Origin of the sequence: Pseudomonas sp. SbOxS1, assembly GCF_013416725.1 — a bacterium.
Classification (GTDB): domain Bacteria; phylum Pseudomonadota; class Gammaproteobacteria; order Pseudomonadales; family Pseudomonadaceae; genus Aquipseudomonas.
Genome location: NZ_JAAVXC010000008.1, coordinates 527608 through 549557, shown reverse-complemented (window position 1 = coordinate 549557; position 21950 = coordinate 527608). Strand labels below are relative to the sequence as shown.

Annotated in this window: 19 protein-coding genes; 13 read left to right on the top strand and 6 right to left on the bottom strand. The window is 60.4% G+C overall.

What is annotated here, in order from left to right; all coding sequences use genetic code 11:
* Positions 1-65 precede the first annotated feature (65 nt).
* From HFK74_RS14540 to HFK74_RS14485, 12 genes are all read left to right on the top strand, one after another.
* A complete protein-coding gene (locus tag HFK74_RS14540; RefSeq protein WP_180204089.1) occupies positions 66-1808 on the top strand; it encodes a protein-disulfide reductase DsbD in 1743 nt (580 codons plus the stop codon).
* Between the two features lie 132 nt (positions 1809-1940).
* Positions 1941-2396, top strand: coding sequence for a type II 3-dehydroquinate dehydratase (aroQ, locus tag HFK74_RS14535; protein ID WP_008058809.1), 456 nt, complete (start codon positions 1941-1943; stop codon positions 2394-2396).
* Positions 2397-2420: 24 nt separating this feature from the next.
* Complete coding sequence (accB, locus tag HFK74_RS14530; RefSeq protein WP_008058828.1) at positions 2421-2885, top strand: acetyl-CoA carboxylase biotin carboxyl carrier protein; 465 nt, start codon at positions 2421-2423, stop codon at positions 2883-2885.
* Between the two features lie 17 nt (positions 2886-2902).
* Positions 2903-4261 (top strand): acetyl-CoA carboxylase biotin carboxylase subunit, encoded by a 1359-nt coding sequence (gene accC / locus HFK74_RS14525; protein WP_008053950.1) that lies wholly within the window; start codon positions 2903-2905, stop codon positions 4259-4261.
* 252 nt (positions 4262-4513) lie between these two features.
* Positions 4514-5392 carry a 50S ribosomal protein L11 methyltransferase gene (prmA, locus tag HFK74_RS14520; protein WP_180204088.1) on the top strand — a complete coding sequence of 293 codons (879 nt, stop codon included), beginning with the start codon at positions 4514-4516 and terminating at the stop codon, positions 5390-5392.
* Positions 5393-5422: 30 nt separating this feature from the next.
* Positions 5423-6664 (top strand): DUF3426 domain-containing protein, encoded by a 1242-nt coding sequence (locus HFK74_RS14515; protein WP_180204087.1) that lies wholly within the window; start codon positions 5423-5425, stop codon positions 6662-6664.
* A 185-nt stretch (positions 6665-6849) separates the two neighbouring features.
* Positions 6850-7860: a tRNA dihydrouridine synthase DusB gene (gene dusB / locus HFK74_RS14510; RefSeq protein ID WP_180204086.1), complete on the top strand. Its 1011-nt coding sequence runs from the start codon at positions 6850-6852 to the stop codon at positions 7858-7860.
* Positions 7857-8177 (top strand): DNA-binding transcriptional regulator Fis, encoded by a 321-nt coding sequence (gene fis, locus HFK74_RS14505; RefSeq protein ID WP_015093301.1) that lies wholly within the window; start codon positions 7857-7859, stop codon positions 8175-8177. The genes dusB and fis overlap by 4 nt, the downstream gene beginning before the upstream one ends.
* An 81-nt stretch (positions 8178-8258) precedes the next feature.
* The gene (purH, locus tag HFK74_RS14500; protein ID WP_180204085.1) at positions 8259-9866 is read left to right on the top strand and encodes a bifunctional phosphoribosylaminoimidazolecarboxamide formyltransferase/IMP cyclohydrolase; all 1608 of its coding nucleotides are present in this window, start codon (positions 8259-8261) and stop codon (positions 9864-9866) included.
* A 151-nt stretch (positions 9867-10017) separates the two neighbouring features.
* On the top strand, positions 10018-11310 hold the full coding sequence (gene purD / locus HFK74_RS14495; protein WP_180204084.1) for a phosphoribosylamine--glycine ligase: 1293 nt from the start codon (positions 10018-10020) through the stop codon (positions 11308-11310).
* A gap of 98 nt (positions 11311-11408) precedes the next feature.
* Positions 11409-14186, top strand: coding sequence for a hybrid sensor histidine kinase/response regulator (locus HFK74_RS14490; RefSeq protein WP_180204083.1), 2778 nt, complete (start codon positions 11409-11411; stop codon positions 14184-14186).
* 64 nt (positions 14187-14250) lie between these two features.
* The gene (locus HFK74_RS14485) at positions 14251-14847 is read left to right on the top strand and encodes a MarC family protein (protein ID WP_008058841.1); all 597 of its coding nucleotides are present in this window, start codon (positions 14251-14253) and stop codon (positions 14845-14847) included.
* Positions 14848-14873: 26 nt separating this feature from the next.
* On the opposite strand, the gene HFK74_RS14480 is transcribed toward HFK74_RS14485, so the two are convergent.
* The 6 genes from HFK74_RS14480 to cobG all read right to left on the bottom strand — a co-directional run bounded on the left by HFK74_RS14480 (position 14874) and on the right by cobG (position 21027).
* Entirely contained in the window at positions 14874-15551 is a 678-nt protein-coding gene (locus HFK74_RS14480; RefSeq protein ID WP_180204082.1) for a hypothetical protein, read from the bottom strand.
* Positions 15552-15609: 58 nt separating this feature from the next.
* Complete coding sequence (locus HFK74_RS14475) at positions 15610-16428, bottom strand: hypothetical protein (protein WP_180204081.1); 819 nt, start codon at positions 16426-16428, stop codon at positions 15610-15612.
* A 184-nt stretch (positions 16429-16612) separates the two neighbouring features.
* Positions 16613-18322 (bottom strand): precorrin-3B C(17)-methyltransferase, encoded by a 1710-nt coding sequence (gene cobJ, locus HFK74_RS14470; protein WP_180204080.1) that lies wholly within the window; start codon positions 18320-18322, stop codon positions 16613-16615.
* Entirely contained in the window at positions 18322-19053 is a 732-nt protein-coding gene (locus HFK74_RS14465; RefSeq protein WP_017336332.1) for a precorrin-2 C(20)-methyltransferase, read from the bottom strand. The genes cobJ and HFK74_RS14465 overlap by 1 nt, the downstream gene beginning before the upstream one ends.
* Positions 19053-19679, bottom strand: coding sequence for a precorrin-8X methylmutase (locus HFK74_RS14460; RefSeq protein WP_008058850.1), 627 nt, complete (start codon positions 19677-19679; stop codon positions 19053-19055). The genes HFK74_RS14465 and HFK74_RS14460 overlap by 1 nt, the downstream gene beginning before the upstream one ends.
* Positions 19672-21027: a precorrin-3B synthase gene (cobG, locus tag HFK74_RS14455; RefSeq protein WP_180204079.1), complete on the bottom strand. Its 1356-nt coding sequence runs from the start codon at positions 21025-21027 to the stop codon at positions 19672-19674. Before cobG ends, HFK74_RS14460 begins: the two co-directional genes overlap by 8 nt.
* Before the next feature lie 223 nt (positions 21028-21250).
* Here cobG and HFK74_RS14450 point away from each other — a divergent pair, with 223 nt between their 5' ends.
* Entirely contained in the window at positions 21251-21901 is a 651-nt protein-coding gene (locus tag HFK74_RS14450) for a hypothetical protein (protein WP_180204078.1), read from the top strand.
* Positions 21902-21950 lie beyond the last annotated feature (49 nt).

Genomic DNA, 21950 nt, shown 5'->3' with positions numbered 1-21950 from the left:
GGGAACGATCACCTTGTCTCGCGCACTCGGCTATCATCCCCCCAATTCCGATACGCGAGATCGTCATGCGCCGTTTGCTTTGCCTGCTGCTTTTAGTGTTCGCCCTGCCGGCCAGCGCCGCCGGGTTGCTGGAGAGTCGCCCCAGTTCGACCCTGGGCTCGATCAACAACAGTGCCGATTTCCTGCCGGTGCGCGAAGCCTTTCAGTTGAGCCTGGTGGAAAGCACGCCGCAATCGATCAAGCTGCGCTTCGTCGCCACCGAGGGTTATTACCTCTACCGGCATCGCTTCCAGTTCCGCGCCGACCCGGCCGATGTCACCCTCGGCCAGGCACAACTGCCCAAGGGCGAACAAAAGCACGATGAGTACTTCGGCGATGTCGAGGTCTACCACGGCGTACTCGATGTAGAACTGCCGCGAACCGATCAACACGCCTTCACGCTGGCCGTGACCTACCAGGGCTGTGCCGACAAAGGCCTGTGTTATCCACCGGAAACCGAGCGCCTGGGCATCGACGGCAGCGGCCCGACGACAACCTACGCCTGGAACTGGCGCGAACTGGCGCTGTTTTTCCTAGCGGGCCTGGGCCTGACCTTCACTCCGTGCGTGCTGCCCATGCTGCCGATCCTTTCCGGCGTGGTGTTGCGCGGCCAAGTGGGCGGCTGGCGTGGTTTCAATCTGTCGTTGGCCTATGTGCTGCCGATGGCCGCCTGTTTCGCCTTGCTGGGTGCGCTCATGGGCCTGTTCGGCGCCCAGCTCAACCTGCAGGCACGCCTGCAATCGGCCTGGGTGCTGGTGCCGTTCGCGATGTTCTTTGCGCTGTTTGCCCTGGCGATGTTCGGCGTTTTCGAACTCAAGTTGCCCCACGCCATCAGCAGTCGCCTGGACCGCATTGCCGGCCGTACTGAAGGCGGCTCACTGTGGGGAGCCGCTGTACTGGGCGTGGTTTCCAGCCTGCTGGTTTCGCCCTGCGTCTCGGCGCCGCTGGCCGGTGCGCTGCTGTACATCAGCGCCAGCGGCGATGCACTGGGCGGTGGCCTGAAACTGTTCATGCTCGGCCTGGGCATGGGTGCCCCGCTATTGCTGGTGGCCACCGGCGGTGCCGCCTGGTTGCCGAAAAGCGGACCGTGGCTGATCTACGTGAAAAACGCGATCGGCGTGTTGCTGCTGGGCCTGGCGATCGCCTTGCTCAGCCGGGTGCTGCCGGGGCAGGTGACCTTGCTGCTGATCGGCCTGCTGGCCGCTGGTGTCGGGTTGTTCCTGGGAGCACTGGAGTTCGTCTACAAACCGCCGCGCAAACGCCTGGGCCAATTGCTCGGGATATTCCTGCTGTTTTATGCGCTGGCCTGTTGGTACGGCGGCTTCAGCGGCCAGACCGATCCGTTCAACCCGATCAGCCCGCCACCCATGGTGGTTGGCAACGAGTCCGTGCAAAACCCCGGCGCCTGGCAAACCGTCAGTACCCCGGCAGACCTCGACCGCGTGCTCGCCGAAGCCCGCTCGTCCGGCACCCCGCTGCTGCTCGACTGGTACGCCGACTGGTGCATCAGTTGCAAAGTCATCGAACATGAAGTGCTCGATGATGCCAACGTCGTCGAACGTCTCAAGGGCTATCGGCTTATCCGCTTCGACATCACCGCCAGCAACGCCGAACAACGTGCCCTGCTCGACCGCTACCAACTGTTCGGCCCTCCAGCCTTGATGTTTTTCGGCAAGGACGGCGTCGAACGCGTCGATGTGCGGGTAATTGGCGAGATCAATGCCAGGGACTTCGCCGAACGTGTCGACAAGGCTAATGACCGGATTTAATCAGGCGGTCATATATTTCGCGCAAACATCGGTCATCGTGCTGGCTATTGCAGAGAACTGGACAGTCATAAAGGCTTTGCGGCATAGTCGCCGGGTTCTGACAATTGCACACAGATAACATAGGAACAGCCGATGGCGACGCTACTCGTACTGCACGGACCCAACCTGAACCTGCTTGGCACCCGCGAACCGGGCACCTATGGCGCTACGACGCTGGCGCAGATCAACCAGGACCTGGAACGCCGCGCCCGTGAAGCCGGCCACCATTTGCTGCACCTGCAAAGCAATGCCGAGTACGAATTGATCGATCGCATCCATGCCGCCCGCAGCGAAGGCGTGGACTTCATTCTGATCAACCCAGCAGCTTTTACGCATACAAGTGTCGCATTACGTGACGCGCTGCTGGCGGTGAGCATCCCATTCATCGAAGTGCATTTGTCTAACGTGCACAAACGCGAACCTTTCCGCCATCACTCTTACTTCTCCGACGTAGCGGTAGGAGTGATCTGCGGCCTTGGCGCCAGCGGTTATCGACTGGCCCTGGAGGCCGCACTAGAGCAGCTTGAACAACAAGCTAAACGCCCCTGACCGACCCTTGGGAGTTGATGATTCATGGATATCCGTAAAGTTAAGAAACTGATCGAATTGCTGGAAGAGTCCGGCATCGACGAGCTCGAGATCAAGGAAGGCGAAGAGTCCGTACGCATCAGCCGTCATAGCAAGACCCCGGCCCAGCAGTACTACGCGCCAGCTCCGATGCCTGCTCCGGTTGCCGCGCCTGCCGCTGCCGCCGCTCCGGCTGCCGCTGCCGCTCCTGCAGCTCCCGCCGCGCCAGCCCTGAACGGCGCCGTTGCCCGTTCGCCGATGGTCGGTACGTTCTACCGCAAGTCTTCGCCAACCTCGCCGTCCTTCGTTGAAGTCGGCCAGACCGTGAAGAAAGGCGACACCCTGTGCATCGTTGAAGCCATGAAGATGATGAACCACATCGAAGCTGAAACCAGCGGTGTGATCGAATCCATCCTCGTCGAAGACGGCCAGCCGGTTGAGTACGACCAACCGCTGTTCACCATCGTTTGAACCGCGGAGAGCCTTTGATGACTGCGAAGTTGGAAAAAGTTCTGATCGCCAACCGCGGTGAGATCGCACTGCGGATTCTGCGCGCCTGCAAAGAGATGGGCATCAAGACCGTCGCCGTTTATTCCAAGGCTGACAAGGAACTGATGCACCTGGGCCTGGCAGACGAGTCCGTCTGCATCGGTCCGGCATCGGCCGCCCACTCCTACCTGCACATCCCGGCAATCATTGCCGCGGCTGAAGTGACCGGCGCCACCGCCATTCACCCAGGCTACGGTTTCCTCGCGGAAAACGCCGACTTCGCCGAACAGGTCGAGAACTCCGGCTTCGCCTTCATCGGCCCGAAAGCTGAAACCATCCGCCTGATGGGCGACAAGGTTTCGGCCAAGCACGCGATGATCGCCGCTGGCGTACCGACCGTTCCAGGTTCCGACGGCCCGCTGCCGGAAGACGAAGAAACCGCCCTGCGCATCGGTCGCGAAGTCGGTTACCCGGTGATCATCAAGGCCGCTGGCGGCGGTGGTGGTCGCGGCATGCGTGTGGTGCACAAGGAAGAAGACCTGATCTCCTCGGCGAAACTGACCCGCTCCGAAGCGGGCGCAGCGTTCGGCAACCCGATGGTCTATCTGGAAAAATTCCTGACCAACCCGCGCCACGTCGAAGTTCAGGTTCTGTCCGATGGCCAGGGCCAGGCGATCCATCTGGGCGACCGCGACTGCTCGCTGCAACGCCGTCACCAGAAAGTTCTCGAAGAAGCGCCGGCACCGGGCATCGACGAAAACGCGCGTGAAGAAGTCCTCGCCCGCTGCGTCAAGGCGTGCATCGACATCGGCTACCGTGGCGCCGGTACTTTCGAGTTCCTGTACGAGAACGGCCGCTTCTACTTCATCGAGATGAACACTCGTGTCCAGGTAGAGCACCCGGTATCGGAAATGGTCACCGGTATCGACATCGTCAAGGAGATGCTCAGCATCGCCGCCGGCAACAAGCTGTCGTTCACCCAGGATGACGTGGTCATCCGCGGTCACGCGCTGGAATGCCGGATCAACGCCGAAGACCCGAAAACCTTCATGCCGAGCCCGGGCACGGTCAAGCATTTCCACGCACCAGGCGGCAACGGCGTTCGCGTCGATTCGCACCTGTACAGTGGTTATGCCGTTCCGCCGAACTACGACTCGTTGATCGGCAAGCTGATCACCTACGGCGCAACCCGTGACGAAGCCATGGCGCGCATGCGCAATGCGCTGGACGAGATCGTTGTCGACGGGATCAAGACCAACATCCCGCTGCACCGCGACCTGACCCGCGACGAAGGCTTCTGCAAAGGGGGCGTGAACATTCACTACCTCGAGCACAAGCTGGCTGGCGAGAAGCACTAAGCTTCGACCGGCACATGACAAAGCCGCCTTCGGGCGGCTTTGTTGTTTCTGAACATTACACGCACCCCCGTAGGAGCCAGGCTTGCCGGCGAACCAGACGCCGCGGTGTATCAGTAGTACCGCGTCATCGTTCTTCGCGGGCAAGCCTCGCTCCTACGTCGCTACTGTCGTCTTCTTCCTCGCGCTCGCGTAAACTTGCGCGCTTCTCGCAGCCCGCTAGGCTGCAATCAATATTTTTCAAAGGTGCCCGCCATGCCTTGGCTGCAAGTCCGTCTCGCCATCAGCCCAGAACAAGCCGAAACCTACGAAGACGCTTTCCTTGAAGTGGGCGCCGTGTCGGTGACCTTCATGGACGCCGAAGATCAGCCGATCTTCGAGCCCGAACTCAACACCACGCCGCTGTGGTCTCACACCCACCTGCTGGCGCTGTTCGAAGGCGGCACCGAGCCAGGCCCGGTCCTGGCCCACCTTGAGTTGCTGACCGGCAGCCCTCTCCCTGAACATCACAGCGAAGTGATCGAAGATCAGGACTGGGAGCGTAGTTGGATGGACAACTTCCAGCCGATGCGTTTCGGCCAGCGCCTGTGGATCGTGCCGAGCTGGCACGCAGCGCCCGAGCCAGACGCCGTGAACCTGTTGCTGGATCCGGGCCTGGCCTTCGGTACCGGCACGCACCCGACCACCGCTTTGTGCCTGGAATGGCTCGACGGCCAGGACCTGAAGGACTGCAACGTACTGGACTTCGGCTGCGGTTCGGGGATCCTGGCGATTGCCGCGCTGCTATTGGGCGCCAAACAGGCCGTGGGCACCGATATCGATGTGCAGGCGCTGGAAGCTTCCCGTGACAACGCCGGGCGCAACGGCATCGCCGACGAACTGTTCCCGCTGTACCTGCCCGAAGATCTGCCGCAGGTCCAGGCCGATGTGCTGGTAGCCAATATCCTCGCCGGCCCGCTGGTTTCGCTGGCGCCGCAGTTGTCGGGCCTGGTCAGGACGGGCGGTCGCCTGGCGCTGTCGGGCATCCTCGCCGAGCAAGGCGATGAAGTGGCCGCAGCCTATGCCAAGGACTTCGATCTGGACCCGATCGCCAATCGCGATGGCTGGGTGCGCATCACTGGCCGTCGGCGCTAGAATGGACGCCTGCATCTACCGGATCGCCGCATGACCGACAGCTTCGTCACCCAGTGCCCGCATTGCCAAACCAGCTTCCGCGTCAGCCATGCCCAGTTGAGCGTGGCGCGCGGGGTCGTTCGTTGTGGCTCATGCCTGCAGGTGTTCAACGCCGCCAAGCAACTGCTGGAGCAGGCCGGCAAGGAAGCACCCGTGCCGACGCCGGCACCTCGGGAGACGGTCGAACCGCCGCAGCAGCGCGCCATCAGCCAAAAGCAATGGAGCGCCACCGAGCTGGACCTGGACAGTCTCGACCTGGACGAAGAGCTCGCCCGGCTTGAACAGCGGGAAATCCAGCCAATCACCGAATTCGGCCGGCACCGAGAAGATACGCTCAGCGCTCGCCGCGACAGCGCCGAGCACGACGAAGCCCCGTGGCCCGACAGCCTGTTCAGCGAGTCAGCTGCCGATCGCGCCCAAGCGGCCGACACGCTTGACGCACTCGATGTGCTCGATGTGCTCGACACACCGCCGCCACCGAGCGAACCCACGCGCACCGAACCGTCGCTATCACTGGAACCGGTGGACCTGGACGATGAACCGCAGGCTCCGCAACTGCGCCTGAACGATCCGCTCGTTCCCCCAGTGCACCACGAACGCATGACGGCGACCGCCGAGATCGACGACGACCTGCCTTCGATCGAACTGCCGCGCAAGCGTCGCGAGCGCAGCGAAGCAGGGGTTCGTGCCGAAGCGCTGCAGGACCTGACCGACGACCCACTGCAACTGGATTGGCAGAAACGTCGCTCGCCATGGGGTCGGCGGTTGTTCTGGCTGTTGTTGATCCTGCTGGGAGCCGGCGCACTCGTCGGCCAATACGTCGCCTACCACTTCGATGAATTGGCGCGCCAGGACCAGTACCGTCCCTGGTTCCAGCAACTGTGCCCGCAAATCGGCTGCACGGTGCCCTCCAAGGTCGACATCGCGAAAATCAAGAGCAGCAACCTGGTGGTCCGCAGCCACCCTGAGTTCAGCGGCGCCCTGGTGGTCGATGCGATCATCTACAACCGCGCACCCTTCTCGCAGCCCTTCCCGCTGCTGGAGCTGCGCTTTGCCGACCTCAACGGCCACCTGATCGCCAGCCGCCGCTTCAAACCCGGCGAGTACCTCAACGGCGACCTCGAAGGCAAGGTGGAAATGCCTCCACAAACGCCCATCCACATCGCCCTCGACATCCTCGACCCTGGCGCCAAGGCGGTGAATTACAGCCTGAGCTTCCACTCGCCCGAGTGAAACGATTCACTGATCGGCTATTGACGACGGCTTTATGACTTTGCCCGCCGAGACCAAACCGCTGGCAATAACAGAATAACTGTTCAGATTTTGTTCAATTCAGCCTTTATCCAGTCATCGAGAGCGGGTATCATGCCAACCCTTTTTCGAACTCTCATGATCCGGCCCCACACCAGGGAAGTCCTATGTCGGCGGTACGCATCGGTCCATACACATTACACAACGGCTTGATTCTCGCCCCGATGGCGGGTGTCACCGACCAACCCTTTCGTCAGCTGTGCAAGCGATTGGGCGCGGGGCTAGTAGTCTCGGAAATGGTCACCAGCGACATGAGTCTGTGGAACACCCGCAAGTCACGCATGCGCATGATCCATGCAGGTGATCCCGAGCCACGCTCGGTACAGATCGCCGGTGGTGATGCACAGATGCTGGCGGATGCAGCCCGGGCCAACGTCGAGCTGGGTGCGCAGATTATTGATATCAACATGGGCTGTCCGGCCAAGAAGGTCTGCAACAAGGCCGCCGGCTCCGCGCTGTTGAAAGATGAAGCATTGGTAACCGAGATCCTGCAGGCCGTCGTGGCCGCGGTCGATGTGCCGGTTACCCTGAAGATCCGTACCGGCTGGGACCGGGACAACAAGAACGGCCTGACAGTGGCGAAGATCGCTGAACAGGCAGGCATTACGGCGCTGGCGGTGCATGGCCGCACCCGTGCCGACCTGTACACCGGTGAAGCCGAGTACGACACCATTGCCGCGATCAAGCAGGCAGTGTCGATGCCGGTCTTCGCCAATGGCGATATCGATTCGCCAGAAAAAGCCCGGTACGTGCTCGACGCGACCGGTGCCGATGGCCTGTTGGTGGGCCGGGCTGCCCAGGGGCGGCCATGGATTTTTCGCGAGATCGACCATTTCCTGCGTACCGGCGAGAAGCTCCCGGCGCTGGACCTGATCGAGGTGGAACGCATCCTGCTAGAGCATCTGGCTGCGCTGCACGTCTTCTATGGAGACGTGATGGGCGTACGCATTGCTCGAAAGCATGTGGGCTGGTATCTCGCAACCTTGCCGGGCGCCAGGGAGTTTCGCGCCCACTTCAATCGTTTGGATGGTACGGAAGCACAATGCGCCAACGTTCGGGAGTTCTTTGCCGGGCGTTACAAGAGCCTGACAGGGGACGGAGAGTGGGTGGCCGCATGACGATGATGACCGAGACTTTAGTGAGTGGAACAACACCCGTGAGCGACAACGTGAATTTGAAACAGCACCTCAATACGCCAAGCGAAGAAGGCCAGACCCTTCGCGGGAGTGTCGAGAAGGCGCTGCACAATTATTTCGCCCACCTTGAGGGCGCTGCCGTCACGGACGTGTACAACCTGGTGCTCTCCGAAGTCGAGGCTCCCCTGCTCGAGTGCGTGATGAACTACGTCAAGGGCAACCAGACCAAGGCCAGCGAGATGCTCGGATTGAACCGGGGCACGCTGCGCAAGAAACTCAAGCAGTACGATTTGCTGTAAGCATTCAATCAAACCAGAAAGGCGCCCGCGTAAGACCGGTCGCCTTTTTTGCTGACTCCTTTGCTTTTGATGGAAATTGAGATGACCGACCAGACTACCCGCCTGCCGATCCGCCGCGCCCTGATCAGCGTTTCCGACAAGACCGGGATCCTCGAGTTCGCCAAGGAGCTTGAAGCCCTGGGTGTCGAGATCCTCTCCACCGGCGGGACGTTCAAGCTGCTGCAGGACAACGGCGTTGCCGCAGTGGAAGTCGCGGATTACACCGGCTTCGCCGAAATGATGGACGGCCGGGTGAAAACCCTGCACCCGAAAATCCACGGCGGGATCCTCGGTCGTCGCGGTATCGACGACGCCATCATGAACGAGCACGGCATCAAGCCGATCGACCTGGTAGCGGTCAACCTGTACCCGTTCGAAGCCACCATCAACAAGCCTGGCTGCGACCTGCCGACCGCCATCGAGAACATCGACATCGGCGGCCCGACCATGGTTCGCTCGGCAGCCAAGAACCACAAGGACGTGGCCATCGTGGTCAACGCCAGCGATTACGCCAGCGTCCTGGAAAACCTCAAGGCCGGCGGCCTGACCTACGCCCAGCGTTTCGACCTGATGCTCAAGGCCTTCGAACATACTGCTGCGTACGACGGCATGATCGCCAACTACATGGGCACCGTGAACCAGGCCGCTGACACCCTCAGCACTGAAGGTCGCAGCGAATTCCCGCGCACCTTCAACAGCCAGTTCGTCAAGGCCCAAGAAATGCGCTACGGCGAGAACCCGCACCAGAGCGCGGCGTTCTACGTTGAAGCCAAGCCTGCCGAAGTCGGCATCGCCACCGCGACCCAACTGCAAGGCAAAGAGCTTTCCTACAACAACGTGGCTGACACCGATGCCGCGCTGGAATGCGTGAAGAGCTTCGTCAAGCCGGCCTGCGTGATCGTCAAGCACGCCAACCCGTGCGGCGTGGCCGTCAGCCCGGACGCCGAAGGCGGCATCCGCAAGGCCTACGACCTGGCCTACGCCACCGACACCGAATCGGCATTCGGCGGCATCATTGCCTTCAACCGCGAACTGGACGCCGAGACCGCCAAGGCCATCGTCGAGCGTCAGTTCGTCGAAGTGATCATTGCCCCGAGCGTCAGCGAAGAAGCCCGCGCCATCGTCGCCGCCAAGGCCAATGTGCGCCTGTTGGCCTGTGGCGAGTGGTCGGCTGATCGCGCCGCCGCCTGGGACTACAAACGCGTCAACGGTGGTCTGCTGGTGCAGAGCCGCGACATCGGCATGATCAGCGCCGATGACCTGAAGGTCGTGACCAAGCGTGCGCCGACCGAACAGGAAATCCATGACCTGATCTTCGCCTGGAAAGTCGCCAAGTACGTCAAGTCCAACGCCATCGTCTACGCCAAGAACCGTCAGACCATCGGTGTCGGCGCGGGCCAGATGAGCCGCGTGAACTCCGCGCGCATCGCCGCGATCAAGGCTGAGCATGCCGGCTTGCAGGTAGCCGGTTCGGTGATGGCTTCCGACGCCTTCTTCCCGTTCCGCGACGGTCTGGACAATGCGGCCAAGGCCGGTATCACTGCAGTGATCCAGCCAGGTGGCTCGATGCGTGATGCTGAAGTGATTGCTGCTGCCGATGAAGCCGGCATCGCCATGGTGTTCACCGGCATGCGCCACTTCCGTCACTGATTTCTTTGCTTGATCGTACCCACGCTCTGCGTGGGCACGCAGCCCGGGACGCTCCGCGTCCCTCGGACGCAGAGCGTCCGTAGAGGCATTCCCACGCAGAGCGTGGGAACGATCAGTCCCTACAGAATTAGCGTCATCCGAGGTTTTTGAAATGAATGTTTTGATCATTGGCAGCGGTGGCCGTGAACACGCCCTGGCCTGGAAAGTGGCCCAGGATCCTCGCGTGCAGAAAGTGTTCGTGGCACCCGGTAACGCCGGCACCGCCATCGAAGCCAAATGCGAGAACGTCGCCATCGACGTGCTGGCCCTTGAGCAACTCGCGGACTTCGCCGAGAAAAACGTTTCCCTGACCATCGTCGGCCCGGAAGTGCCGCTGGTCGCCGGCGTGGTCGACCTGTTCCGCTCCCGTGGCCTGGACTGCTTTGGTCCGACAGCTGGCGCCGCTCAGCTGGAAGGTTCGAAAGCATTTACCAAGGACTTCCTGGCTCGCCACAAGATCCCGACCGCCGACTACCAGAACTTCACCGAGATCGAGCCAGCCCTGGCTTATCTGCGTGAAAAAGGCGCACCGATCGTGATCAAGGCCGATGGCCTGGCCGCCGGCAAAGGCGTGATCGTCGCCATGACCCTGGTCGAAGCCGAAGACGCCGTGCGTGACATGCTGGCAGGCAATGCCTTCGGCGATGCCGGCTCGCGCGTGGTGATCGAAGAGTTCCTCGACGGCGAAGAAGCCAGCTTCATCGTGATGGTCGACGGCAAGAACGTCCTGCCGATGGCCACCAGCCAGGACCACAAGCGCGTCGGCGACGGCGACACCGGCCCGAACACGGGCGGCATGGGTGCCTACTCCCCTGCCCCGGTTGTAACCAGCGAAGTCCACAAGCGCGTCATGGACCTGGTGATCTGGCCGACCGTGCGCGGCATGGCCGAGGAAGGCAACGTTTACACGGGCTTCCTGTATGCGGGCCTGATGATCGACAAGGCCGGCAACCCGAAAGTCATCGAATTCAACTGCCGTTTCGGTGACCCGGAAACCCAACCTGTCATGCTGCGCTTGCAGTCGAGCCTGGTCCTGCTGGTGGAAGCTGCCCTGGCGCAGGCACTGGACAAGGTCGAAGCGCAATGGGATCCACGTCCGAGCGTCGGCATCGTCCTGGCGGCAGGCGGCTATCCTGGTGACTACGCCAAGGGTGCGGCCATCAAGGGCCTGGATGCAGCGGCAGCACTGGACGGCAAGGTCTTTCATGCCGGCACCGCACTCAAGGACGGTCAAGTCGTGACCGCCGGTGGCCGAGTGCTTTGCGCCACGGCCATGGGCGCCAGCGTCGATGCAGCCCAGCAGCAGGCTTACAAACTGGCGGCCAGCATCGATTGGGAAGGCTGTTTCTATCGCAAGGACATTGGTTACCGTGCCATTGCCCGCGAGCGCGGCGAACAGGAATAAGGCAACAATTCGACAGGCAGGGGCTTGCGACCCTTGCCTGGCTATTCCGGCGCCGCGCATAGTTATATTCTGGCATTAACCTACGAAGGGATTTCGCCGTGCGCTGGCTCAGGATTGCCATAAGTCTAACCGTCACGTTGCTGACCTTGCTCTGCATGCTCCCGGCCCAGGCCGCGCAAGGCAGTGGCTGGGCGGTATTGCTCGACGAACAGGGTGACCTGCAGCTGAGCGACATCCGCTCCGCCCGCTACACCAATCAATTCAGCCCCATCGAACTCGACCACCTCACGGCGGCCGAGCCCGACGGTGCGCTATGGCTGCGTTTCCGGCTGGCACCGGGCAAGCATGAACAATTGCTGCGGGTGTTCGCGCCCGATCTGCTGCACTTCAACATGTATGTGCTGGACGGCGACAAGCTGATCGACCAGTCACAGACAGGCAATGAACAGCCCCTGGCGGACCGGCCCCTACCCAGCAGCGACTTCATGCTGCCGCTACCGCAAAGCGACAAGACCCTGGACGTCTACCTGCGACTGGTTTCCGAACACCAGTTGCGACCCTACATCACCTTGCAATCGGCGGTCATCACCGCGGCCAACCAGAACCAGACACTGATCTACGGTCTGCTGCTGGGCTGCATTTGCATGCTGATCCTGCACAACCTCATCCGCTATGCCTATACCCGCTCGACCAGCAGTCTTTGGCTGGCAGTGTGCGAAGCCTTGTTGATGCTCAGCCTGGTGCTGTTGTTGAACCTGGCGGGCCCCTGGATCCCGGACTGGCAGGCCGTGCAGACGCCCGGCGCCTACCTCGCCCTGCTGCTGACGGCCCCCAGCGGGCTGATATTTGCCTATCGCTTCTTCAAGCCCCTGGGACCTCATCCGCTGAACAAGCTGATCGTGGGCGATATCCTGTTCATCATGATCTGCAGCCTGCTGCTGCTGTTCGTCAACACGCTGCCGCTCAACATCATCACCTATGCACTGGTCGCCCTGGCAGGCCTGAGCATGTTGTTCGTCAGCACCTTTCACTGGCAAAAAGGTTATCGCCCGGCGCGGTTCTTCGTGGCGGCCATGGTGGTGTTCAACCTTGGCACCCTGATCATCCTGCCCGCCTTGCTGGGGCTGACCCTGATCGAACCCCACGACCTGATCACCACCCTGCTGGCGTTCATCTGCATCAGCGGCCTGTTGATGAGCATTGCCCTGAGCGAACGCCAGCGCAGCATCACCGAAGCGCGTTTCAGCATCAGTCGTGACCTGGCAGCCAGCAACGCCGAGATCAATGCCAAGGCCGAGTTCCTGGCAAAGATCAGCCATGAGATCCGCACCCCGATGAATGGCGTGCTGGGCATGACCGAGTTGTTGCTGGGCACGCCGCTGTCGGTCAAGCAGCGCGACTATGTGCAAACCATCCACAGCGCCGGCAACGAACTGCTGACATTGATCAACGAAATTCTCGACATTTCCAAACTCGAGTCCGGACAGATCGAACTCGACGATGTGCAGTTCGACCTCAACGCACTGATCGAAGACTGCCTGAGCATCTTCCGCGCCAAGGCCGAGCAGCAGAACGTCGAACTGATCAGCTTCATTCAGCCACAGGTACCGCGTGTCATCAGCGGTGACCCGACGCGCCTGCGCCAGACATTGCTCAGCCTGCTGGAAAACGCCCTGAAGAAAACCGACGAAGGCGAGATCCTGATCGTCGTCGCCCTCGACGAACGCAGCAGCCATCCACGCCTGCGCATCGCCGTGCAGGACAGCGGCGAACCGATGGACGCCGAAGAACGCGACGCGCTGATGCACGCCGAACTGCACAGCAAGCACTTCCTCTCGACCAACCACCTGGGCGGTAATCTGGGGCTGGTGATCGCCCGTCAGCTAATCCGCCTGATGCAGGGTGAATTCGGCATCAAGAGTGGCAACAACCAGGGCAGCACCTTGTGGCTGACCTTACCCCTGGACCCGGACCGCCTGGAGCATCCAACCTGCGACCTCGATAGCCCGCTGCAGGGTGCACGGGTGTTGGTGGTGGATGACAACGACACGTGCCGCAAGGTGCTGGTGCAGCAGTGCAGCGCCTGGGGCCTGAACGTGAGCGCGGTGCCCTCGGGCAAGGAGGCCTTGGCGCTCTTGCGCACCAAGGCGCACCTGCGTGACTACTTCGATGTGGTCCTGCTGGACCAGAACATGCCCGGAATGACCGGCATGCAACTGGCCGCCAAGATCAAGGAAGACCCGAGCCTGAACCACGACATCCTGCTGATCATGCTGACCGGTATCAGCAATGCGCCGAGCAAGATCATCGCGCGCAACTCGGGCATCAAGCGCATCCTTGCCAAACCGGTGGCCGGCTATACCCTCAAGACCACCCTGGCCGACGAACTGACCCAGCGCAACAAAGGGCTGGCGGTGCCGCAGCACCTGCCATCCGGCCCGCCCCTTCCGGTCAAGGTTCCCAGCGATTTCCGCATACTGGTGGCCGAGGACAACAGCATTTCGACCAAGGTCATCCGCGGCATGCTGGGCAAGCTCAATCTGCAACCGGACACCGCCAGCAATGGCGAAGAAGCCTTGGTGGCAATGAAAGCGAATCGCTACGACCTGGTGCTGATGGATTGTGAAATGCCGATCCTCGACGGTTTTTCGGCGACCCAGCAGCTACGTGCCTGGGAAGTCGGCAATCAGCGCACTCGCACCCCGGTGGTGGCGTTGACCGCGCACATTCTCGCCGAGCATAAGGAGCGCGCACGCCAGGCTGGCATGGATGGGCACATGGCCAAACCGGTCGAACTCTCGCAATTGCGCGAATTGATCGAACACTGGGTTGCCCAGCGCGATCAGCAGAATCGCGCGACGACGCCAACGCCCTGAGCCGACAGACTCCGCGACGCCTGTTAGACTCCCCTTCGACTTCCCTCACCAGTGAGCCTGCCCCATGCTCCACGTGTTGTTCAGCGTTTACCTGAAGATGTTGGTGCTCTATAGCCCGTTCTTCGTGTTGTCCTGCTTCATCAGCCTGACCCGCGGTTATTCGCGCAAGGAACAACGTCGACTGGCGTGGAAAGTGGCCATTGCCACGCTGGTCTCCAGCGTCTTGCTGTACCTGTTCGGGCGGGTGATTTTCAGCGTCTTCGGCATCACCGTGGACGCCTTCCGCATCGGCGCCGGCAGCGTGCTGTTCATCTCGGCGCTGGGCATGGCGCAAGGCAAGTCGGCAGTGCAGACCGATAACGTGCAGCAGGACGTGACCATCGTCCCGCTGACCATCCCCCTGACCGTCGGGCCCGGCACCATTGGCGCCCTGCTGGTGATGGGCGTGAGTCAGCCGCACTGGGACGACAAGCTCACGGCCATTGTCAGTATTGCCCTGGCCAGCTTCACCGTCGGCGTGGTGCTGTACCTGTCCAACCGTATCGAACGCATTCTCGGCGATCAGGGTTTGCAGATCGTCAGCCGGTTGATGGGCTTGTTCGTGTGTGCGTTGGCGGCACAGATTATCTTTACCGGGGTGAAGGGGTATTTGGTGCCCTGATTGCACAAGGCACCTGCCAGGACCTGCTAAATCGTCAGCCTGGCGATCTCCAGAGGTTCAAACTGTCGCCGTGCACCTAGCCACTGCACGGTATCCTCTCTGTACTCGCCATAGATGCCCGCATTGAAACGAGCGGTGTAGAAATAGGCGTTCACCGCGCCATGCAGATCACTAAAAGCAAACTCACGCCCCGTTAAAAGCCTGCCGACTGATCCGCGGGTATCAAAAAAAACCGAAGCGCTGCTCAAGAATCCACATTCATTGACCACGCCAATGCACGCCCTGATGCGCTTCAGCCCCTTCACATTCAGTGCTGCCTGTTGACGGAAGATCTGCTCCACGTTCAGCTTGTCCGGCAACTCGGCGACTCTATCCAACGCTGCCAGTAAAACAGTCGCCTGCTCACCATCCAGATTGTTTTCAAGGACCGTCGCAAATGCCTCTTTCAACGAGAACGCCTTTTCGGCAATGGATGTAAAGGTACCGGTCGTCACGTTTTGCCGGTCGTAGACCCAGCCACACTCATACAAGATACTTTTGTAAGCCTCGAACCAATCCAGACCGTTCGGTTCGTCAGGGAAGTCTTCATCAGCAGCAAGCTGAGTAAAAAGCAAAGCATCAATCACATCTTGTTTAGTGGCGGACGACAACGCTTTTGATACAGCCAGCACGCACCATCCATTGATGTAAATCGAATAGTCCATAGGTCTATATCCTTCGTTCAAACCTGAGGTAAACACCTCTGGCCCAGTCTGACTATTTTTACTTCCTGTGCCGTGCAAAGCGTTTGGCCCGCACGTCCTTGCGACGCAGCCCAAGGACAGATTCAATATCATCTTTTACTTCAGCGTAAGCAAAAGGATTGAAGGTGAGAAAATTTGAACCCTGATAAATATCAACATTCGTGACTTTGAGATCAAAGAACAGAACTTCGCCGCCAAACTTATTACTTTCATGATTAACAGACGAAAAGGAAATAATAATAAGACCATTCTTCGCTTGCTCGCATGGCATTATGGCCAGCTTCACACCTTTTGCAGTCACGACTTCGTAATTGAACAGCTTGACTGTTTCAGGCTCTTTTTCCAAAGCAGTCAAGGTGGTGTCTGCCACGGCACTCAACACCGTTGCACCGGGAATGGCGGCTTTTGCTGCAGCAATACCGGCCTGGACAATAGACGTGACGACATTTTTCATCGTCCCCGACCCAGACTGCTTGTTGTATTCCACGCTCGCATGGACGGGAACAGCACACCCCATGTCCAGCATGCAATTGATGAATGCTCGATGCCAGGCAGCAGGGTTCGGATCATTTTTAGTTTCGTGATCGGCTTCCAGCTTCGAAAAACTTATGAGGTTTTCGACAATCATCATGTTTTCAAGCGAAATACCATCGCCGTAACCGATGAGTGAATTACCCAAGACCAAGGCATCCAGTTCCTTGGTAGGACTCGAAGCAGCCGAATCCACTAAACCTCTTGCACGAGGGACATTAACCAACAGCTCCTTGGCCCTGGCAAGACGTGCCTTGCCCAAATCAGTGCAACCCTTGGGAGTGCTTGAATTTTCAAAACTTTCCATATCCAACATTCCTTTAAATTCGTCTACAGCCCTCCTGGGCATAAAACCGAATTTAACCCACCCCCTTACCGAGCAACAAACCCAATTAAATTTCCATATATGTAAAACCTGCACCAACCCGCCAACAGGCGAATTATTCGAGCAGAACAACCCGAATAATCCGACCTATAGAACTGCGACTTGACTAGTTGATATCAACCAACTTGTCACCGTAGCTACGCGGCGTGTACACCCACAACGATCCTTGAGGCCGAGGAAACACCCGAGTCGTGGATGAGCCAATCAACACCATGGTTCGCATGTCGACCTGATCCGGCGTCAATTGGCCGAGTGTCGTGACCCGCAACGTCTGCCCCGGGCGCCCGACATCACGCCCCAATACGACCGGCGTGTCAGCAGTCCGATGCAGGGCGACGATTTCCAGCGCACGCCCCAACTGCCAAGGCCGGGAACGCGAGATCGGGTTATAGAAGGCCATCGCCAGGTCGGCTTGCGCCGCCAGGTCCAGACGCTTCTCGATGATGTCCCACGGTTTGAGATTGTCCGATAGCGACAGTACGCAGAAGTCATGCCCCAACGGTGCACCCGCTTGGGCAGCTGTTGCCAGCGATGCCGAAACGCCCGGCAGGATTTCAAGGTCAACGTTGTGCCACGCTGGATCGCGGGACTCATGCAGTGCCTCGAGCACCGCCGCGGCCATGGCAAATACACCGGGATCCCCGGAAGAGACCACCACTACGCAACGGCCCTGCGCCGCGAGCTCAAACGCGTGGCGTGCACGCTGCATTTCTTCACGGTTGTCGGTGCAGTGCAGGACCTGATCCGCACGGAACGGTCCCGCCATGCGCACGTAGGTTTCGTAACCGAGAACGTCATTGGCACGGGCCAGCTCCGCCTTGACCGCGGGCACCATCAGATCGGCAGCGCCAGGACCAAGACCAATCACTGCCAGACGACCGCGAGGACGGCCAATGGACAAGGGGTCCAGAGGCTGCTCGGCAACAGCGATGGCAACGGCCTCATCGCCGAACATGACAACAGGCTGGTCGATGGCGTTACGCAGCAGTTGGCTGACTGCGCCGACATCACTGGCAAAACGCAGGGGCACACCCAGCTCAAGCGCCGCTTCACGCAGCGTCGCACTGGACATTTCACTATCGGCGGCCAGCAGGCAGGCCAACGACTGCACGGCGATTTTTGCCTGATGCAAAGCCTCGCGAACCGCACTTGGCACATCGGCCACGCTGGCACTGACAGCCACCAACACGTTGCGTGGATAAATCAGCAGTTCATTGGCTATCGGCGGACGCTCGGCATGACCGACGTGCACGGCCAGCCGCGCTTGCGGGCTTTCCGGTAACTGCACCTGCGCCAGCCAGGGTGCCGCGCCTTCGATTCGCACCGATTCACCGGCGAGCAAATCGGAAACGAAGCGTTTACCCAGCTCGAGATCACCCAAGGCGTAGCCGCTGGGCGGGTTCAGCAGGCAGGTGCCAAAACGCAATTCGCCACTGGTGGTGATCGCCGCCGACACGTCCAGCCCGGCCGCAATCTCCCGCGCCAGCACGTTCACGCCTGCCAACCCACCGAGCAGCGGCACCACGGCGCTACCGTCTTCGGCGACGGCGAGCACGGGCGGCTCAGCCCCCTTCTCCAGCAGTAACGGCGCGAGGGTGCGAATGACAATGCCGGCTGCGCACAGGGCGATGATCGGCGTGTCTTGTTGATAAAGCTCGCGCAACGTCGCACCGAATTCGTGGTACGTGCGATCGGCACCGACGACCCGTTCGGCCAGGCCGTGGATCAAGGCGCCGGGGTACAGCTGTTGAATCCTGCGCGCGGTCGCGAGGCTGCCATTGCCGAGAATGACAATGGCCGGAGCTGGACGAGTCATCAGCCTTGCCACCTTTCACCGGGAACGATGATCAGCGAGAAGTACGGCGATGACATCGGCTCGACCTGATCCAGCGGCACGATCTTCTGGTTGGCCATGGTCGCGCGTTCGACGTACAGCGCACGCTCGGCCAATCCGAGCTCTTCCAGCACCTGACGGACTTTCGGGAAGTTGCGTCCCAGCTTCATGATCACTGCCGCATCGGCGTCGGCCAGACGGCGCTTGAGATCATCGTGAGGCAGCACGCCGGACAGCACCGACAAGCTCTGATTGCGATACACCAACGGCGCACCCAGCACCGAAGCGCCACCGAGCATAGAGCAGACACCCGGCACCACTTCAGCCTCGTAACGCTCCGCCAGTCGATCGTGCAGGTACATGTAGGAACCATAGAAAAACGGATCGCCTTCGCAAATCACTGCCACGTCACGACCCGCATCGAGATGCGCTGCCAGCTCTTCACCGGCCGCATCGTAGAAATCGCTGATCACTTGCTCATAGGACAGCGGTGCCGGCAATGCCTCGGTGGTCACCGGATACACCAGTGGCAGCAAGGTTTGTGCGTCCTGCAAATGCGCTTCGATGATGCCGAAAGCATTGCCCTTTTTACCCTTGGCGACGAAGTACGCCACCACCGGCGATTCACGCAGCAAGCGCAGGGCCTTGACGGTAATCAGTTCCGGATCACCGGGTCCCACGCCAAGGCCGATCAAGCGTCCAGGTTGCTGCATCATTCGATCTCCGTGGCGAGGGCATTGACGGCGGCGGCGGCCATGGCGCTACCGCCCAGCCGGCCTTGCATGATAACGAACGGCACGCCGCGACTGTCGGCGGCCAGCGCTGCCTTGGATTCGGCGGCGCCAACGAAGCCCACCGGGAAGCCCAGGATCAGCGCCGGTTTCGGGGCGCCAGCGTCGAGCATTTCGAGGAGGTAGAACAATGCCGTCGGTGCGTTGCCGATCACTACCACACTGCCTTCCAGATGCGGACGCCAAAGCTCCAGCGCAGCGGCGGAACGGGTATTGCCCAATTCACGGGCAAGCTCGGGAACGCTTTCATCACGCAGGGTGCAGATGACCGGATTGTTCGCTGGCAAGCGCGTGCGGGTGATGCCCTCTGACACCATCCGCGCATCACACAGGATCGGCGCGCCGGCAGCCAGCGCATCGCGCCCGGCCTTGCCCGCGCCTGCGGAAAACTGCAGGCCGTCGATCGCATCGACCATGCCGCAAGCGTGGATCACACGGACGGCGAGTTTTTCCAGATCGGCCGGAATGCGCTCGAGGTTGGCCTCGGCACGAATGATCGCGAAGGAATTGCGATAGATCTCCTGACCGTCGCGGATGTAATCAAGCATCAAGGGGGCTCCGTGAGCGGGCGTCGAGCAAGGCCGCGACCGCGTCGATAGTAAGATTGCGTGCGTGTAGCGCGCCGAAACCCGGCTGCGCGGCATCGCGAAAATAGAGGTCGTAGTGACCAGGGCACGTCGCCAACAAGGTGACGGGCGCCGTGTGTGCGCACGCGCATGAGCGTGGGCAGCCCGACAAGTGAACCTGCACCTGCGCGGATTGATCATGCAGCCGTTCGGCCAGTTGCCGCGCGTCGCCCTTGGTATCCGCCAGGCCTTTGCCGCAACCGGCCGATCCTGTGCAGGCCACCAGATGGGCCAGGGTCTGGTCGGCGTCGACCAGATAACCCAACGCCTGCAATTGTTGGCGCAGGGCGGGTGAATCCTCATCGCGAATATTGGGCAGCAACAGGCTTTGCCAAGGCGTCATGCGCAGGCTGGCATCACCAAACGCCTCGGCCAGATGAGCCGCCCCCCTGAGCATCGTCGGGTCCAGCCGCCCCAAAGGTGGCACGGCGCCGACATAGACCAGGCCTTCCTGACGCTGTGGATAACAGCCGATGTGTAATCCCGCAGGGGCCGTCGGGCGCGGCCATGGCTCGATGGCAAACAAGGGCACGCGCTCAGCCAGCCGTTGCAGCAGCGAATCAAGCGAATGCTCAGCCAGCAGATGTCGCATCCGGGTCTGATCCGGCCGTGCAAGTTCGAGAAACAACTCCAACACCGCCACCACCAAGGCATGCCCGTCGCGCAGCAATACCGCTGCTACCGGCGTCTCGGTGGGGCACCCCGCCAGACCGAAAGCCAGCACTGGCTCGCCGTTTCGCTCAACCGCACTCAGCCAGAGGTCATGGGGATGTTCGAGCATGGCCAAGGCTTCACCCCCATCCAGTTGCACGGCGAACTTGGCCGACAACTCATGGAAACGCGCATGGGTTTGCAAGCTGTCGAGGATTTCCCGGGCCAAGGGCCCGCTGTCGATCAGCATGTGCCGGTCAATGCCGGCGCTGGGGCTGAGCATCAGGTTGCGCACATCATCGCCTGCGACGTTGACAGGTCCCAACCCGACGGCCAGCAGACTGTCGATCAACGCGGCGGACTGCTGGCCAATTCCGCGAATTTGCAGATTGGCGCGGTTGGTCGCCTCGATCACGCCCCCGGCATAGCGTTCGGCGGCATCAGCCACCGCCACGGCCTGATCTGCACGAATAGCCCCGCCGGCGAGTTTGATTCGACAAATGCCGCCATCCAGCGCCTGGACGACACGCAACAACCCGGGACAGGCCGATGGGCGCAAGGGACTGGATGTCTGGGGTGAATTCACAGGGATGACCGGCAACGGGACGAAGGGGCGCATTATGCCTGCTTTGCCCGGCGGGATGAAAAAGCTCAAGTGGATTGACGACGAAGCGCGCTCGCGCAAAGGTCAATGGTCGCTTTGCTGAAATCTGAACCCCGGTGCATTTAACAGCAAGTATCAGTTCTTCACGCCAACTTCATTTCAACCGCAAACAGGCTGTTGTACTTTCACCAACAGGAAAACCACTTCTCCCAACACTATCTTTATTCAAGGACTGAATATGAACAATAACAACTTCTCCGGCGTATTGACCGGCCCCAATCTGCTTTCGTGCATAGAAGATTTGTCACTTGCGGATCATGACGACCTGACCCACTGCACACAGATCGCCACCCAATCCGCCGACAAGGCCTGCAGCCGCTTTGTCGATTCGACAAAGTGGCTGAATGAATATGTGACGACGCTGAGCTTCCTCGGCTGGTCCGTCTTCCAGGATGCAATCTTTACCCGCACCCGTCACGACGTCCTGAGGAGCGTTGCGGATTTCCTGGTCGAGAGCGCTGGAAAGATGCCCGACAGCCGACAGGGGAACGCAATGATCGACACGCTCGACGCACTGAAACCCGACAAGCCGGCGCTGCTCTCCCTGGACCAGGAAAGCCTGCTGGGGCGGCACTTCCAGGTTATCCCCGCCCGCTATGACGCCAAGGGGTTTCTTGAAATCGCAGTATTCAATCTTGAATTGGTAACGTCTACAAAAGAAAGCAACTTCCTGTACATCGAGTCGGAAAAGCGCTCTGCCACAATCATTCAGCAACGGGCCTATCTCAAACTGGATAAAAGAATACTTGAAACAAAAAGAACGCTTATTGATAAAAAGCGTCGCGAGATCAGAATGAAGAGATTCGACCTTCTGAAAAACAGCCCATAAGATAATCAGGATAAATCCCATCATTTTGCAGGGCAGCCATCGGCCTTGA